We start from the raw sequence: 15067 nt of genomic DNA, 5'->3' as shown, positions 1-15067 counted from the left end.
GTTCGCCGGCGGTGCTGCTGCCCAGTTGAAGAGATGGGATTGATGGCGGCCGCACCTGGTGTGAGGCATTCCGAACTCAGCGACGCATTGCGCAGCTGCCGTAGCGCCTTCCTCGGCGTCGGCGTGATGAGCTGCATCATCAATCTTCTCTACCTCACCGGCTCGATCTTCATGCTCGAGGTCTATGACCGCGTGCTGCCGAGCCGCAGCGTGCCGACCTTGATCGGTCTCGTACTGCTCGCCGCAGGCCTCTATCTGGCGCAAGGCGTGCTCGATCTGATCCGCGGCCGGGTTCTCGGTCGGATCGGAACCGCGCTGGACGAGAGCTTGAACGGGCGCGTGTTCGACACCATCGTCCGGCTGCCGCTCACGGTCGGCCGGCGCAATGAGGGACTGCAGCCGCTTCGCGATCTCGACAATGTCAGGGCGTTTCTCGGCAGCCAGGGCCCGAGCGCGTTTTTCGATCTGCCATGGCTGCCGCTCTATCTGGCGATCTGCTTCGCCTTCCACGTGCTGATCGGCGTCACCGCTCTGGCCGGGGCGATCGTCCTGGTGATCCTCACGCTGGTCACCGAATATCTGACCCGAGAGCCGGCCAAGCAGGCGATGGGGCTGGCGGCCCAGCGCAACGATCTCGCCACTGCGAGCCGCCGCAACGCCGAGGTCCTGGTCGCGATGGGCATGGCCGGCCGGCTGCTGCAGCGCTGGAGCGAGACCAACGAGAAATATCTCGCCGGCAATCAGCGCGCCAGCGACGTCGCCGGCGGGCTTGGCGCGATCGCGAAGGTGCTCCGCATGATGCTGCAATCATCGGTGCTGGCCGTCGGCGCCTATCTCGTCATCCATCAGGAAGCGACCGCCGGCATCATCATCGCGAGCTCGATTCTCAGCGGGCGGGCGCTGGCGCCGGTGGACCTCGCGATTGCGCATTGGAAGAGCTTTGTCACGGCGCGGCAGAGCTGGCGGCGGCTCAACCAGCTTCTGCAGGCGATGCCGGCCCGGCCGGCGCCGACCCTGCTGCAGCCGCCCGCGAGCCGGTTGTCGGTCGAGGGCATCTCGATCGCGGCGCCCGGGGACCAGAAGGTCGTGGTACAGGACGTCACCTTCGCGCTGTCGGCCGGCCAAGGGCTCGGCATCATCGGGCCAAGCGCGTCCGGCAAATCCTCGCTGGTGCGGGCGCTGGTCGGGGTCTGGCGGCCGGGGCGCGGCCATGTCCGGCTCGATGGCGCCGCGCTCGATCAATGGAGCTCCGACGAGCTCGGCCGCCACATCGGGTATCTGCCGCAGGATGTGGAGCTGTTTGCCGGCACGGTCGCGCAAAACATCTGCCGCTTCGATCCGCAGGCCTCGGCAGACAGCATTATTGCCGCAGCCAAGGATGCCGGCGTCCATGACATGATCATCAAGATGCGCGACGGCTACGATACGCAGGTCGGCGAGCAGGGCGCCGCGCTTTCCGCCGGTCAGGCGCAGCGGGTCGCGCTGGCGCGTGCGCTCTACGGCAATCCGTTCCTGATCGTGCTCGACGAGCCCAATTCCAATCTCGATACCGAGGGCGACGAGGCTTTGACGCGCGCGGTCCGCGCAGCGCGGGGACGCGGTGCGATCGTGGTGGTGGTGGCGCACCGTCCGATCGGGATCGAAGCGGTCGATCAGATCCTGGTCATGAAGGACGGCCGCATGCAGGCGTTCGGGCCGAAGGAGACGGTGCTGGCGCAGGTGCTGCAGCCACGGCCCACGGCGCCGATCAAGATCGTCTCCGAGGCCGGGTAGCGACGTCGTGAGCAGCCAAATCCTGAACAGCCAATTCGTCACCGGGCCCGCCATCGGCACTCAGGCGTACAGCGTCCGCCATTCGATCCGGCTGCACCTGATTGTGGGGCTCGCCGTCGTCGTCGTGCTGGCCGGCGGCCTCGGCGGTTGGGCTGCGACGCAGCAGATCTCCGGCGCGCTGATCGCGCCGGGCCAGATCGTCGTCGAGTCCAATGTGAAGAAGGTGCAGCACCCGACCGGCGGTGTGGTCGGCGAACTGCGCGCGCGCGACGGCGACGTGGTCAAGGCCGGCGACATCCTGGTCCGGCTGGACGACACCGTGACCAAGGCGAGCCTTGCTATCGTTACCAAGAATCTGGATGCGCTGTGGGCCCGTGCCGCCCGGCTGGAAGCCGAGCAGCGCGGTCTCGACCGGATCACCTTCCCGCCGCAGCTTCTCATGCGCGCTGGCGATCCCGACGTCAAAAGCCTGATGGCGAGCGAGAGCAAGCTGTTCGAGGTGCGGGTCACCGGCCGCACCGGTCAGAAGGCGCAACTGCGCGAGCGCGTCACCCAGCTCAACGAGGAGGTCGAAGGTCTCACCGCGCAGGTGCAGTCGAAGGACCAGGAGATCTCGCTGGTCATGAAGGAGCTGGAAGGCGTCCGCCAGCTCTATGATCAGCATTTGGTGCAGATCTCGCGCCTGACCGCCTTGGAGCGCGATGCCGCGCGGCTGAACGGCGAGCGCGCGCAATACATCGCATCGCGTGCCCAAACCAAGGGCAAGATCACCGAGACCGAACTGCAGATCATTCAGGTCGACAAGGACATGGTGAGCGAGGTCTCCAAGGACCTGCGCGAGACCAACGACAAGATCGGCGAGTTCGTCGAGCGCAAGGTCACGGCCGAGGACCAGCTCCGCCGCGTCGACATCCGCGCACCGCAGGATGGCATGGTGCTGCAGTCGACCGTGCATACGGTGGGCGGCGTCGTCACCGCAGGCGACGCCATCATGCTGATCGTGCCGCAGAGCGACGATCTGCAGGTCGAGGCCAAGGTCAACCCGCAGGACATCGACAAGCTGCAGGTCGGGCAGAAGACGCTGCTGCGGCTGTCGGCGTTCAACCAGCGCACCACGCCGGAATTGAACGGCATCGTCAGCCGGGTGTCGCCCGACGTGACAACCGAACAGCGCACCGGCCAGAGCTACTACACGATCCGCGTCTCGATGCCGCCGGAAGAGGTCGCGCGGCTCGGCGACGTCAAGCTGATTCCGGGCATGCCGGTCGAGGCCTTCGTCCAGACCGGCGACCGCACCGTGCTGTCCTACCTGATGAAGCCGCTCAGCGATCAGCTCATGCGCGCGTTCCGGGAGAAGTAGTCAGCCGCACGACGGCGAGCTACTGATCCAGCCGCTTCAACAGCAGCTCGAGGGCGCTCTTCGCAAACGCCTGCATGTTGGCCTGCCGATCGCTGCTCGCGGTCTCCAGCGTGACCGCAGTGGTCTCGTTGCCCGCCACCGCAAAACAGCTATGTCCGGCGGCGTCGCTATAGCGGTTGCCGGTCGGTCCGGCTGCGCCGGTCTCGGACAGACCCCAATCGGCAGAGAACCGCTCGCGGATGCGCTCGGCCAAGAGCTTCGCGTAGATCTCCGAGGCCGAGCGGATGCCGCGCATCGCGTCGTCCGGAATGTCCATCAGGATGCGCCTTGCCTCGCGCGTGTAGACGACCGCGGAACCGAGAAAATATGCGGACGCGCCGGGGACGGCGAGCAGCGCTGCTGAGATCAGCCCGCCGGTCGAGGATTCCGCGACCGCTATCGTCTGCTTGCGCGCGACAAGCCGGCGCGCAACCTCTTCTGCAACGGTGACGAGATCATGCATCACGACATCATGCATCACGATTGCCTCGACGTGTCCGCGGACGGAGCACGGCGGCTCCGTCCGCGAAGGCTCATGCAGTCACCGCATCGCGGACTTCCACAGTCCGGCCGCCGCTGCGATAGACCGTCAATGCGGCGATGATGCCGAGCACGGCCGCAAACATCAGCCAGAAGCCGGGCGAGGCCTTGTCGCCGGTCTTTTCGATCAGCCAGGTCGAGGCGAACGGCGTGAAGGTGCCAAACAGCGCAGCCGCAAGCGCGAAGGCCAGCGAAAAGCAGGTGGTGCGCACATGGGCCGGAACGATCTCGACCAGGGCTCCGAGCATGGTGCCGCTATAGGTGCCGAAATAGAATGAGAACATCATCTCGACTGCCAGCATCTTGCCGAAGGTGGGCGCCGATACCAGCCAGTGCAGCGCCGGATAGGCTGTCAGCAGCGACAGGGTTGCGATCGCGAGCAGCACAGGCTTGCGGCCGTAACGGTCGGACAGGGCGCCGCCGACCGGATTCCAGATGAAATTCGTGACCGCGACCAGAAGCGTGACCAGCAGCGCGTCACCCGTCGACAGCTTCAGCACGTTCTTGCCGAAGGTCGGCGTGTAGACGGTGACGAAATAGAACGTCGTCGTGGTCAGGATCGCGATCATCATGCCGAGCAGCACGATGCGCCAGTTGGCGAGCGCAGAGGCGAACACTTCGTGTGCCGTCGGGTGCTTCTTCATCGCGAGGAACGCCGGAGTTTCCTCCAGCGTCCGCCGCAGGAAGAAGATCAGCGGGATGATCAGACAGCCGATGAAGAACGGGATGCGCCAGCCCCAGGCTGCCACGGTCGCTGCCGGCATGGATTCGCTGAGCAGATAGCCGAGGATCGCAGCGACGAAGATCGCAACCTGCTGGCTCGACGACTGGAAGGACGTGTAGAAGCCGCGATGGCCGGGCGTGGCGATTTCCGACAGATAGACCGACACACCGCCGAGCTCGACGCCCGCGGAAAAGCCCTGCAGCAGGCGACCGAGCAGGACGATGATCGGCGCGGCGACGCCGATGCTGGCATAGCTCGGGCAGAAGGCGATCACGACGGTGCCGATCGCCATGATCGACAGCGTCACGATCAGGCCCTGGCGACGGCCGATACGGTCGATATAGGCGCCGAGCACGATCGCCCCCACGGGCCGCATCAAGGCGCCCAGCCAGAACACGCCGAACGTATTGAGAAGCGAGGCGGTCTCATCGTGAGAAGGGAAGAATGCCTTGCCGATTGCGCTCGCATAGAAGCCGAACAGGAAGAAGTCGAACTGCTCGAGGAAATTGCCGCTGGTCGCGCGCATGATCGCGCCGATACGTGATTTGATCGTAGCCGGCTGAGTTGTCGTGGTCTGCGACATCTGGACTCGCTCCTCCCGTCGAATGGCCCGTGCGGAAGAAGATCTTCGCCAGCCGTGATGATGACCTGAGGCTATTTGCCACGCCCTCGTGGCTGGGCCAACCGGAAAACAATGCGGCGGCGCAGCATAGGCAAAGCAGTGCGATGCTCAGGCCTTGTTTTGAGCCGCCGCTTTCAGCCAGGCACGGAACGCCCGCAGCTTCGGCGGATCGGTCCGGCCTTCCGGCGCGACGAGATAATAGCCGGCGTCCACCGGCAACGCGATCTTGAACGGCACGACGAGGCGGCCTTTGGTGATGTCGTCCTGGACATAGGATGTGCGGCCGATTGCAACGCCGAGTCCGTCGATCGCGGCCTGGATCGTCATGAAGATCAGGTCGAAGCTGACGCCTCGCTGCTTCGAGATCGATGCGGGCAGTCCGGCAGCGGTCAGCCACAGCCGCCAGTCATCATCATAGCTGCTGTGCAGCAGAGTGTGATGGGCAAGGTCCTCAGGAGAGCGCAGCGGTTTGCTGCCGTTCAGGAGCGCCGGGCTGCAGACCGGAAACAGCTCATCCCCCATCAGCCATTCGGAGCGCACACCCGGCCAGTGCCCCCTGCCGTAACGGATAGCGGCGTCGACATCCTCGGTTGCGAAATCGACCAGGCTGCTGGAGGTGGTGATGCGCACGTCGATCTCGGGATGGATCTCCTGGAAAGTTGAGAGTCGGGGCAGCAACCATTTTGCCGCGAGTGAGGCCATGGTGGAGACGGTCAGCACCTTGCCACCGTCTCTGCGCACCAGCCGCTCGGTCGCGAGGCGGAGGTCATCGAATGCGGCCCGCACCAGCGGCAGGTAGTCGCGCGCTTCGGGGGTCAACGCCAGGCTGCGGTTCTGCCGCACGAACAAGCGGACCCCGAGCTCATCCTCCAATCGCTTGATCTGATGGCTGACCGCGGTCTGGGTCACGTTCAGCTCGGAGGCGGCGCGGGTGAAGCTCAGGTGGCGCGCCGCGGCCTCGAACGCGCGCAGGCCATTGAGCGAGGGCAGGCGGGCGAGCCTTTGCGTCAGCTTTTGCATGAATTTATTTCATCCGAACCGGTACAAAGTGTCGTTTGTAGCCGACGGAAGCGCGGCAGATATTGCACGGGAAGTTAATTGCAGGAGGCTCTCATGTCTACTTGCGTCCCTCACACAATGACAAATCATCATGCGCTCGGGGCACTGGCCGGATTTGCCGCCCTGCTTCAGCTCTGGCGCGATCGCTCCCGGACCCGGCACGAGCTGGCCGGTTGGTCCGAACGCGAATTGCATGATCTCGGTCTGTCGCGCAGCGATATCGCCGCCGAGATCGACAAGCCGTTCTGGCGGGCGTGATCAAGCCGCCGCGCCGGAGAGCGTCATGTTTCAGCCGAAGCTCGCCGAAGCCACCGGGCATCCCGACGTCATCCATACGCGCCGTGGTGAGAGAGTCGCGTTGCGCTTTGTCGCGCCTGCCGATGCCGACGATCTGCAGGCCTATGTGCGCTCGCTGAGCTCACGCTCGCGCAACAATCGCTTTCTCGGCGCGATGAGCGAGTTGCCGAAGGCCGTGCTCGACGATTTCGTCGATACCGGGAGGGATGACCGCTTCACCTTGATCGCGACGATGGATGGCGTTGGCGGCGAGGGGATCGTCGGCGAGGCGCGCTATGCGTTGCATGCCGAGACTCGCGGTCTCGAGTTCGGGCTCTCGGTCCACGATCGCTGGCAGGGCCACGGCATTGGCCCGGCGCTGCTCAAGAACCTGGAAAGCCGTGCCGCGGCGCTCGGCGCCGTCAGCCTGTTCGGCGATACGCTGCGTACCAACGAGGTCATGATCGCGGTGGCGAAGGCGGCTGGTTTCGTCCTGCATCAGCATCCGCAGGACTGGACCCTGGTGCGGTTCGAGAAGCCGGTGGCGCTTGATCCGGCCGCGGGCTGCACCAGTCTGCGCCTCGTTGCGAGCCCAACCCGTGGGGTAGAGGCGTCATTGCGAGGAGCGTAAGCGACGACGCAATCCAGAATTGTCGATCAATGCCGGGCTGCCTTGCGAAGGCTGCCATCCGGCTCGCCTTGCGTGGACCGGATGGTGCGCAATGACGACTCAGAAATTCTCCACCCAGGGCCGCAGTTCCATTTCCCAGGTCCAGGCGCTGCGCGGCTGCTGCAGCACGCTCCAATAGCTCGCCGCGATCGCGTCCGGATCGAGCATGGAGTCGGGGCGGTCCTGGGCCTCTTGCCTCGCAGCACTCCTGATGCCGCCGTCGATCACGAAATGCGCCACATGGATACCCTGCGGCGCCAGCTCGCGCGCCATGCTCTGGGCCAATCCGCGCAGCGCGAACTTGCCCATCGCGAACGGGGCTGACTGCGCGTAGCCTTTCACGCTGGCCGAGGCGCCGGTGAAGAGGATGGCGCCATGCTTGTTCGGCAGCATCCGTTGTGCCGCCTGTTGTGCCACCAGGAAGCCGCCGAACGCGCTGACCGCAATCGACTGCTGCACGTCGGCGGGGACGAGATCGACCAGCGGGCCGCGCGCGCGGGCGCTCGCATTGTAGACCACGAGGTCGGGCGTCCCAAGCTCGCGCTCGACCAGCCCGAACAGCCGCTCGACCTCTTCCGCATTGGCGGCGTCGCAGGCGAAGGCGCGCGCGCCGGTCTCGTTGCACAGTGCGCCGAGCTTTTCGGTCTTGCGGGCCGCCAGCGCGACGCGAATCTTCTCGCGGGCAAACAGCCGCGCCAACGAGGCGCTCAGGCCTTCACCGGCGCCGACGATCAGGGCGATCTTGTAGGTCGGGATGTCCATCGGGCTCGTCCTTCTCGAAAGCGGCAGAGGCTGAAAGCTAATGCACCCGCGGCCGGCTGCCTATGGCGCTTCGGCGAAATATTTCCGTGCGGCGGAGCCGGCGTTGACGAAAGTTCGAACGCCGCTTCCACCAGCCGTTCTGGCGTCGCGGCGTCGAACATGGTCTATTTCGGCGAAAGGACTGTCGAAAAGTCCCGCAAAAATCCATAGGTGGAAACGAACGAGGACGTTGCCGGATGCATCAATATCTGCGGCGCGATGACGTGATGACGGGCGGCAGCCGGCCCGGCCTGCTAGCACCTGACACCACCGGCCTGAACTTCTATCGCGCCGATCCGTCATTGCCGGATCTGCTGCGCATCCATCTGCCCGATGCTCTGTTTCGCCACCTCCAGCCGCACCTCCACCGGCTGGGCGAACTGGCCGGTGGTTATCTCGACGAGTGCGCGCGACTGGCCGACCGCCATCCGCCCGTCTTGCATCAACGCGACCGCTTCGGGCGCGACGTGCAGTGGCTCGAATATCATCCCGCCTACCGCGAGCTCGAGCGCGCCGCCTTCGGCGAGTTCGGCATTCACGCGATGTCGCTCCGCAAAGGCATTCTGGGCTGGCCCGACAAATACCCCGTGGTCGCCAAGCACGCTTTCACCTTCCTGTTCAACCAGGCCGAGTTCGGGCTCGGCTGCCCGATCAACGTGACCGACGGCTGCGCCAAGTTGCTGGCGAGCTTCGGCAGCCAGGCGCTCAAGGACAAATATCTGGGCGGCCTGACCCAGACCGACATGGCTAAGCTGACCCAGGGCGGCCAGTTCATGACCGAGAAGGAAGGGGGCTCTGACGTCGGCACGCTGACCACGGTTGCGGTGCCGGAGGGTGACCATTGGCGCCTGCATGGCGAGAAATGGTTCTGCTCGAACGCCGACGCCAAGGTGGTGATGCTGTTGGCGCGACCGCAAGGCGCTGAAACCGGCACGCGCGGCGTCGGTCTGTTCCTGATGCCGCGCTTCCTCGACGACGGCTCGCCCAACCACTATCGCATCGTCAGGCTGAAGGACAAGCTTGGCACCCGCTCGATGGCCTCCGGCGAGATCAAGCTGGAGGGCGCGATCGCCTATGCAGTCGGACGGCTCGATCGTGGCTTCGTGCAGATGGCGGAGATGGTCAATTCCTCCCGGCTCTCGAACGGCGTCAAATCCACCGCCTTGATGCGCCGCGCCTATCATGATGCGATGACTGTTGCGACCAACCGCGTGGTGTTCGGCAGCCGCATTGTCGACCTGCCGCTCGGACGCCGTCAGCTGCTGAAGATCATGCTCGCGACCGAGCAGGCGCTGTCGATGAGCTTCCTCACGGCAGATGCGCTCGACCGTGCCGAGGCCGGCAGCCAGGATGCCGCGGCGCTGCTCCGCATCCTGACGCCGACCTTGAAATTCCGCGCCACCCGCGACGCCCGCAAGGTCTGCGGCGACGCCTTGGAGATGCGCGGCGGCATCGGCTATGTCGAGGAGTTCGCCACTGCCCGCCTGTTGCGCGATGCGCATCTCGGCTCGATCTGGGAGGGCACCGGCAACATCGTCGCGCTCGATGCACTGAAGCGCGCGGTCGGCCGCCATGGTGCGGAAGCGGCGCTGGCGGCCGATCTGCACGCGCGATTGGATGAGAGCGGCCGGGTGCCGACGGCGTGGCGCGATCAGCTGCGCGGGCTGGTCGATCGCGCCATCGGCTTTGCGAGGACTGTTGCCGCCGATCCCAACAACGAAGCCGAAGCGCGTCGCGCCACCAGCCTGCTCTATCACGTCGCCAGCGCTGTGAGCCTCGCCTGGGAGGCCGGGCACATCGACGAGATGCGTGGCGACGCGCGCCGGTTGCTGTTGTCGAAGCTCGTCGTGGAGCATCGGCTGACGCCGGCCGATCCGTTCCGGCTTGAGGATCGAAAGACCGATGACGCGATCGCGACGCTGCTACTCGGCGACCGCGTCGCCGGCATGGCTGAGGTTGGCGAACTGCTTGGACCGAAATAGCCTCGCAAGCATGCCGCAACGACGAGGCGCGATATTGGCGATACATGATGTTGTTTCGAAGCGGTCGCTCCGAGTCGGTGCACCCTCTCCCCTTGTGGGAGAGGGTGGCATGATCGAGCGAAGCTCGATCATGCCGGGTGAGGGGTCTGTCTCCGCAGCGACGATGCGCTTGTGGGGACGAACCCCTCACCCAAGAGAATGTGACGCAGGCGTTGGTGTAGCCCTCTCCCGCAAGGGGAGAGGGCGTAGTCATCGGCGCAAGCTCCTGGTGAGGCGCTGGCGCCAAGCACGTCATCGCTTTCGGCAACAAGGCTGTGAAGCTTGCTGCGTTTTTCAAAAACCGATCCGCTGAGCACGCAATCGCATGGTGGAGAAAGCGTGATCCGTAGACGCTTGAAGCGCGTCACTGCGACGAGAGCGAGTCGCCCGACAGGCAGTCAATGCACTGCGAGCGAGCTTTGCGAGCCGTCCAATGCTGGTGAATTGCCAGCGCCAATCGGCGAAATTCGCCAGCCGCTTCAAGCTGATTTGGCCTGTCCAGTCTCTTCGCGAAAAATATCTCTGTTTCTCTTTTTCAGAAATCATGGTTGTCTATCGCTATCCTGTCCCGAGCAGAGGGGCGTTTCGGCCGATCGTCACGATCCGTGGGGCAGGGATGCGATGGCCGTGGGCGCGACAGTGGACGACTGCCGCAGCCGCGGACGACGAAATCGTGTGGTCCTGGCGTCCCGGTGCTGGCGCCGAGCGCAACGCGCCTCGCGCGTTGTCGCGACACGGGGGCAACAAAGCCGGTCCCCGAGGAGATCACGTATAAGGCGTAAGCCCATCGCGCAGGGAATGCCGGTTGATCGGCTGATCCTGTGGTGACTGCCGCCTGCTTTCTTTTCTGCAGGCGGGCCATGGGTGAGGCCTTCACCCGGCATTCCCTGCGCCCTCTCGATTTTCTGAGAGCGGCCGATCGATGCAAAGCTCGGGCGTATTCGCCGCGAGAACGCGAGATCGTGTCCTCCCGCTGTTTGAGATGTGAAACAGGAATAGGCGTGGACGACAGCCGGATCTATATTCTCAATCATCGAACATCGGTGGTGGCACGAAGCCGCCGAATTCGCGCTCGATCAACTCGGCGAGTTTGAGCGGGGTGCGGTCTTCCAGCCATGGCCCGACGATCTGCACGCCGACCGGGAGCCCGTCCGCCAAGCCGAGCGGAATCGCGGTGGCGGGCAGGCCGGGCAGGGTGGCGATGCCGGGCCAGGCGAGCTGATCGGTATAGACGTGGTCGACGCCGTCGATCTCGATGCGGCGTTGCTCCTGGTCCGCCGAGTGGTCATGCGGGAAGGCGGGGATTGGCATGATCGGACAGATCACGGCATCGAAGCTTTCGAACAGTTTGGCCCATTGCGCCTTCAGTCGCGCACGAGCGCCGTCGGCGATCAGCCAGTCGCGCTGGCTCAGCACGAGACCACGCAGCCGCTCCGCGGCAAGGCTCACATCCTCGGCGGGCAGGTTGGCCGCGGCCTGTTGCGCGCCGGCGTAGGCGTCCGGCGGCATGCCGGCGCTCAGCGCCGACAGCAGCAGCCGCATGTAGAGCCGGCTGGAGGCCGCGAAGTCCGGCAGCAGCGGGCTTTCGCGTATCACCGTCACACCGGCCTTCTCGAGATTGGCCGCGAGCGTCTCGATCGCGCCGCGCACCGCTCTGTCGGTCGGCATCACCGGATCGCTTGCGATCAGCAGCACCCGAAAATCTTTCAGCGAGGTGTGGCGGGGGGCCGGCAGCTCCAGCCGATAGGCCTTGCCGGCGTCGAGCGGGTCCGGCCCGGCCATGACGTCGAGCAGGAGCGCAAGATCGGCGGCGGAGCGCGCCATCGGGCCGATCACGCTCAGATCGCGCTGGACCGGCACGGCGGGCAAGGCGGGCGGGAGATGTCCGCGCGTGGCCGCGAGGCCATGGGTCGGCTTGTGCGCATAGACCCCGCAATGGAAGGCCGGCGCCCGCAGCGAGCCGCCGATGTCCGAGCCGAGCGACAGCGGACCGTATCCGGCCGCGAGCGCCGCCGAGGAGCCGCCCGACGAGCCGCCGGGCGTGCGGCCGAGATCGAAGGGGTTGTTGGTGGTGCCGTAGATCTCGTTGTAGCTCTGCCAGTCGCCGAGCGCGATCGGCACGTTGGTCTTGCCGAGAATGACGCCGCCCGCCTGCTTCACCCGCGTGATCGCCAGCGCGTCTTCCGTCGGCCTGAAATCCTTGTGCTGCGGAAAGCCCCAGGTGGTCGGCAGGCCGGCGACGTTGAACGATTCCTTGACTGTCAGCGGCAGTCCGAGCAGCGGCTTGGTCTCGCCGCGGGCCAGCGCGGCATCGGCAGCGCGGGCGGCCTCCAGTGCCCGATCGAAGTCGCGCACGCAGACGGCGTTGATCTTGCCGTCATGCCGCTCGATGCGCGCGATCGCATCCTGCGCCAGCTCGACGGCCGAGACTTGCCTTGCTGCGAGCGCTTGCGCAGCCTCGACGGCGGTTGCGAAACTCCATTGCGATGTGGCCAAGGCGAACTCCCCGTTTTGCGCATCGGATGTGCCAGGAGAGTTCTTTAGCCGAAGCGGGCGGCCTTTGCTGGACCAAATTGCTACGCGGCGGGCTTGCCCGGCAGCATGCGTTCCATGATTCGGTCGCGATAGACGAAGATATGGACCAGCGCCGCGCCGACATGGATCACGATCAGCGTGAGCAGTAGCCATTCCGCCGCCTGATGCAGCCCGTCGATGGCGCGGCCGGCTGCTGCGTTGTCGGAGGCCAGCATCGGTATCGGAAACAGATAGAAGAATGATACCGACCAGCCGCGGAACGAGGCGAACAGCCAGCCGGTCAGCGTGGTCGCGAGCACCGCGACGTAGAGCATCCAGTGCACGACTTCGGAGCTGAGCCGCTGCCAGGTGGGCAGCGTGCTCTCCGGCGCGACCGGATGGGTCAGCCGCCAGATGAGACGCAGCACGATCACGATCAGGATGGTGAGCCCGAACGAGACATGGAACGTCATCGGTGCGCCCGGCTGCATGCCGCGATGGAGGTCCGGCATCAGCCAGCCGATCGGATATTGTATGGCGAGCAGTGCGACCACCAGCCAATGGAACACTTTGGCGGGCGTACCGTAATGCAGCTGAGGCGTCATGGCCTGCTATCCTTTCCTGATGCGGCGTCGTTACGGCTGGAAGTTGCGCATTGAAGAATGCGCCATCGGATTGATGCCGCCGGTCGGCGTGTGCTCGCTGGACGATGGATCCCCACCCGGCACCGGGAAGGCATAGCCGACGATGCTCTTCACGACCCAACGATCGGAAGACGACGTCAGGCCGTAGCCGACGCCGAAATTGACATCGAACACGCCGACCTTGAAGTCGGTAACCGCGAACAGCGTGTGTTGTTGCTCCTGGAGCGGCGAGAAGGAGCCGATCTTGCCGAAATCGGCGTAATATTCGAAGCCGGCAAACAGATCCTCGCCGAATTTGCGCACCAGGCGGACGGCGGGAGCAAAATCCGCCTCGCCATATTTGCCGAAGCCGACATCGACGATCGGGTTGACGATGAACTCGTAGTCGGCGTTGCGCCAGCCGATGATGGGACGAACTTCCAATGCCCAGCGCGTCTGCGAGAAGCCCGGCGCGTCGTTGGAGAGCTCGAAATTGAGGCCGTAGAAAAAGGTCTTCTGCTCGGCATGCGGCGTCACGAACAGGGTGCGGATCTTGAAGTAGTCCGAGTAGAAGCGGTTGTCCTGCACCGAGAACGGCAGATAAAGCCCGAGCTCGAACCAGTCGGTGACGCCATAGGCGAATTCCGGCGTGCCGTTCAGGCTGTGATTGGAGACGATGCCGCCCGGAAACGGCGGCTCCTTGATGCCGAGCGGGATGTAGTTCAGGTGCTGCTGGATCGTGAACTGCCCGGGGGCAGCGATTCCGGCATTGTAGACCTGGATTTCATCGGTGGCGTGAGCAGCCGGCGACAGCGCCAACCACCATGTTGCGAAGGCGAGCGAGATCGAGGCGCGACCAGGCGTCGAATCGAAAAAGCGTACCATCAATTTCCCCAGTTAGGCTGCGCCGATGAGAATGCCGACGCCGAGCACGATGATGCCGCCCAGCACGATCTGGAACACCGCCTGTAGGAACGGCGTATCCATGTAGCGGGCGCGGATGTAGGCGATTGCCCACAATTCGAAGAACACGACGATGCCGGCGATCGCGGTCGCAATCCAGAACGCGTTCGACCATGAGTCCGGCACGAGATAAGGCAGTGAGTGGCCGAGGCCACCGAGCGCCGTCATGGCGCCGCAGACGGCGCCGCGAAGCCAGGGGGAGCCGCGGCCGGTCAGTGAGCCGTCGTCGGAGAGTGCCTCGGCAAACCCCATGCTGATGCCGGCGCCGATCGAGGCCGCGAGGCCGACCAGGAAGGTTTGGAAGTTCTGATGGGTGGCAAAGGCGGCCGCGAACAGCGGCGCCAACGTCGAGACCGAGCCATCCATCAATCCGGCGAGACCAGGCTGGACATATTGCAGGACGAAGATGCGGCGCCGCGTCTCGTCCTCCTTCTCGCGTACGCCTTCGGTCAGGATCTTGTCGGTCAGCTTCGCCGCGACCTGTTCATGTCCCTTCTCGGCCTCGGCGAGATCGCCGAGCAATCGGCGCACGCCGACGTCCTGGGCCTGCTCGGCGGCCTTGGCGTAGAAGCGCTCGGCCTCGAACTCCATCGTGCCGACTTCCTTGCGGATGGTGTCGAGCGACAGGTTCTTGGTGAGCCAGATCGGGCGACGGCGCAGAAATCCCTTGACGTCATCGCGGCGGATGGGGGGGAGATTGGGGCCGAAGCGCTGCTCATACAGCTCCAGCAGCATGTGACGATGGCCCTTTTCTTCCTCGGCCATCTGCTCGAAAAGTCTTGCCGAATCCGGGTATCTTTCCGCCAGGTCCTCGGCGAAGGTCATGTAGATGCGGCCGTCTTCCTCTTCCGCCGAAATCGCGATCGCCAGGATCTCGCGCTCGGTCAGATCGGCGAAATTCTTCATTCCAAAGTCCCCGGATGGCCCAGTTCAACGCCTTCTCTTTTAGAACGTTTCTAAAAGCTATATGGGATTTGCCGCCAACCGGTCAAATTGCTGCCGCGCCGGTTACGCGAAACTTTTGCAGGCGTGGCCGCGCGGCCACGGAACCCGTTGATGCGGTCGCCGTTCGAGTTCCGCAT

The 15067-nt window shown here is 64.9% G+C and carries 13 protein-coding genes; 5 read left to right on the top strand and 8 right to left on the bottom strand.

Annotated elements, in window-relative coordinates; genetic code table 11:
• The first annotated feature begins 42 nt into the window (after nucleotides 1–42).
• Nucleotides 43–1773 carry a type I secretion system permease/ATPase gene (locus QX071_RS00230; RefSeq protein ID WP_315702843.1) on the top strand — a complete coding sequence of 577 codons (1731 nt, stop codon included), beginning with the start codon at nucleotides 43–45 and terminating at the stop codon, nucleotides 1771–1773.
• A gap of 22 nt (nucleotides 1774–1795) precedes the next feature.
• Nucleotides 1796–3133 carry an HlyD family type I secretion periplasmic adaptor subunit gene (locus QX071_RS00225; RefSeq protein ID WP_315703185.1) on the top strand — a complete coding sequence of 446 codons (1338 nt, stop codon included), beginning with the start codon at nucleotides 1796–1798 and terminating at the stop codon, nucleotides 3131–3133.
• Nucleotides 3134–3152: 19 nt separating this feature from the next.
• Here QX071_RS00225 and QX071_RS00220 read toward each other — a convergent pair whose 3' ends face one another.
• The 3 genes from QX071_RS00220 to QX071_RS00210 form a co-directional block, all read right to left on the bottom strand.
• Complete coding sequence (locus QX071_RS00220; RefSeq protein WP_315703186.1) at nucleotides 3153–3635, bottom strand: CinA family protein; 483 nt, start codon at nucleotides 3633–3635, stop codon at nucleotides 3153–3155.
• 70 nt (nucleotides 3636–3705) lie between these two features.
• The gene (locus tag QX071_RS00215) at nucleotides 3706–5019 is read right to left on the bottom strand and encodes an MFS transporter (RefSeq protein WP_315702844.1); all 1314 of its coding nucleotides are present in this window, start codon (nucleotides 5017–5019) and stop codon (nucleotides 3706–3708) included.
• Nucleotides 5020–5166: 147 nt separating this feature from the next.
• Nucleotides 5167–6078 carry a transcriptional regulator GcvA gene (locus QX071_RS00210; protein WP_315702845.1) on the bottom strand — a complete coding sequence of 304 codons (912 nt, stop codon included), beginning with the start codon at nucleotides 6076–6078 and terminating at the stop codon, nucleotides 5167–5169.
• 117 nt (nucleotides 6079–6195) lie between these two features.
• Here QX071_RS00210 and QX071_RS00205 point away from each other — a divergent pair, with 117 nt between their 5' ends.
• Both QX071_RS00205 and QX071_RS00200 read left to right on the top strand, forming a co-directional pair.
• Nucleotides 6196–6375, top strand: coding sequence for a DUF1127 domain-containing protein (locus QX071_RS00205; protein ID WP_409977457.1), 180 nt, complete (start codon nucleotides 6196–6198; stop codon nucleotides 6373–6375).
• A 25-nt stretch (nucleotides 6376–6400) separates the two neighbouring features.
• A complete protein-coding gene (locus QX071_RS00200; RefSeq protein WP_315702847.1) occupies nucleotides 6401–7024 on the top strand; it encodes a GNAT family N-acetyltransferase in 624 nt (207 codons plus the stop codon).
• Between the two features lie 99 nt (nucleotides 7025–7123).
• Here QX071_RS00200 and QX071_RS00195 read toward each other — a convergent pair whose 3' ends face one another.
• Nucleotides 7124–7825 carry an SDR family NAD(P)-dependent oxidoreductase gene (locus QX071_RS00195; RefSeq protein ID WP_315702848.1) on the bottom strand — a complete coding sequence of 234 codons (702 nt, stop codon included), beginning with the start codon at nucleotides 7823–7825 and terminating at the stop codon, nucleotides 7124–7126.
• Nucleotides 7826–8061: 236 nt separating this feature from the next.
• On the opposite strand from QX071_RS00195, the gene QX071_RS00190 reads away from it, so the two are divergent.
• On the top strand, nucleotides 8062–9846 hold the full coding sequence (locus tag QX071_RS00190; protein ID WP_315702849.1) for an acyl-CoA dehydrogenase family protein: 1785 nt from the start codon (nucleotides 8062–8064) through the stop codon (nucleotides 9844–9846).
• A gap of 1065 nt (nucleotides 9847–10911) precedes the next feature.
• Here the strand turns inward: QX071_RS00190 and QX071_RS00185 are convergent.
• From QX071_RS00185 to mbfA, 4 genes are all read right to left on the bottom strand, one after another.
• Nucleotides 10912–12381 carry an amidase gene (locus QX071_RS00185; RefSeq protein ID WP_315702850.1) on the bottom strand — a complete coding sequence of 490 codons (1470 nt, stop codon included), beginning with the start codon at nucleotides 12379–12381 and terminating at the stop codon, nucleotides 10912–10914.
• Between the two features lie 80 nt (nucleotides 12382–12461).
• Nucleotides 12462–13004: a cytochrome b gene (locus QX071_RS00180; RefSeq protein WP_315702851.1), complete on the bottom strand. Its 543-nt coding sequence runs from the start codon at nucleotides 13002–13004 to the stop codon at nucleotides 12462–12464.
• 30 nt (nucleotides 13005–13034) lie between these two features.
• Nucleotides 13035–13907 (bottom strand): hypothetical protein, encoded by an 873-nt coding sequence (locus tag QX071_RS00175; RefSeq protein ID WP_316201060.1) that lies wholly within the window; start codon nucleotides 13905–13907, stop codon nucleotides 13035–13037.
• A gap of 12 nt (nucleotides 13908–13919) precedes the next feature.
• Complete coding sequence (mbfA, locus tag QX071_RS00170; protein ID WP_315702853.1) at nucleotides 13920–14891, bottom strand: iron exporter MbfA; 972 nt, start codon at nucleotides 14889–14891, stop codon at nucleotides 13920–13922.
• Between the last annotated feature and the right edge of the window lie 176 nt (nucleotides 14892–15067).

Source organism: Bradyrhizobium sp. SZCCHNS1022 (assembly GCF_032484835.1).
Lineage (GTDB): Bacteria > Pseudomonadota > Alphaproteobacteria > Rhizobiales > Xanthobacteraceae > Bradyrhizobium.
The sequence above is the reverse complement of the archived record's forward strand: the minus strand, read 5'-3'. Positions and strand labels throughout refer to the sequence as shown.

What these genes read in the sequence shown, in the direction of transcription:
- QX071_RS00200 (WP_315702847.1), top strand. Translation starts at nt 6,401, where the DNA reads ATGTTTCAGCCGAAGCTCGCCGAAGCCACCGGGCATCCCGACGTCATC.
- mbfA (WP_315702853.1), bottom strand. Translation starts at nt 14,891, where the DNA reads ATGAAGAATTTCGCCGATCTGACCGAGCGCGAGATCCTGGCGATCGCG.
- QX071_RS00210 (WP_315702845.1), bottom strand. Translation starts at nt 6,078, where the DNA reads ATGCAAAAGCTGACGCAAAGGCTCGCCCGCCTGCCCTCGCTCAATGGC.
- QX071_RS00215 (WP_315702844.1), bottom strand. Translation starts at nt 5,019, where the DNA reads ATGTCGCAGACCACGACAACTCAGCCGGCTACGATCAAATCACGTATC.
- QX071_RS00205 (WP_409977457.1), top strand. Translation starts at nt 6,196, where the DNA reads ATGACAAATCATCATGCGCTCGGGGCACTGGCCGGATTTGCCGCCCTG.
- QX071_RS00195 (WP_315702848.1), bottom strand. Translation starts at nt 7,825, where the DNA reads ATGGACATCCCGACCTACAAGATCGCCCTGATCGTCGGCGCCGGTGAA.
- QX071_RS00180 (WP_315702851.1), bottom strand. Translation starts at nt 13,004, where the DNA reads ATGACGCCTCAGCTGCATTACGGTACGCCCGCCAAAGTGTTCCATTGG.
- QX071_RS00190 (WP_315702849.1), top strand. Translation starts at nt 8,062, where the DNA reads ATGCATCAATATCTGCGGCGCGATGACGTGATGACGGGCGGCAGCCGG.
- QX071_RS00220 (WP_315703186.1), bottom strand. Translation starts at nt 3,635, where the DNA reads ATGCATGATCTCGTCACCGTTGCAGAAGAGGTTGCGCGCCGGCTTGTC.
- QX071_RS00175 (WP_316201060.1), bottom strand. Translation starts at nt 13,907, where the DNA reads ATGGTACGCTTTTTCGATTCGACGCCTGGTCGCGCCTCGATCTCGCTC.
- QX071_RS00230 (WP_315702843.1), top strand. Translation starts at nt 43, where the DNA reads ATGGCGGCCGCACCTGGTGTGAGGCATTCCGAACTCAGCGACGCATTG.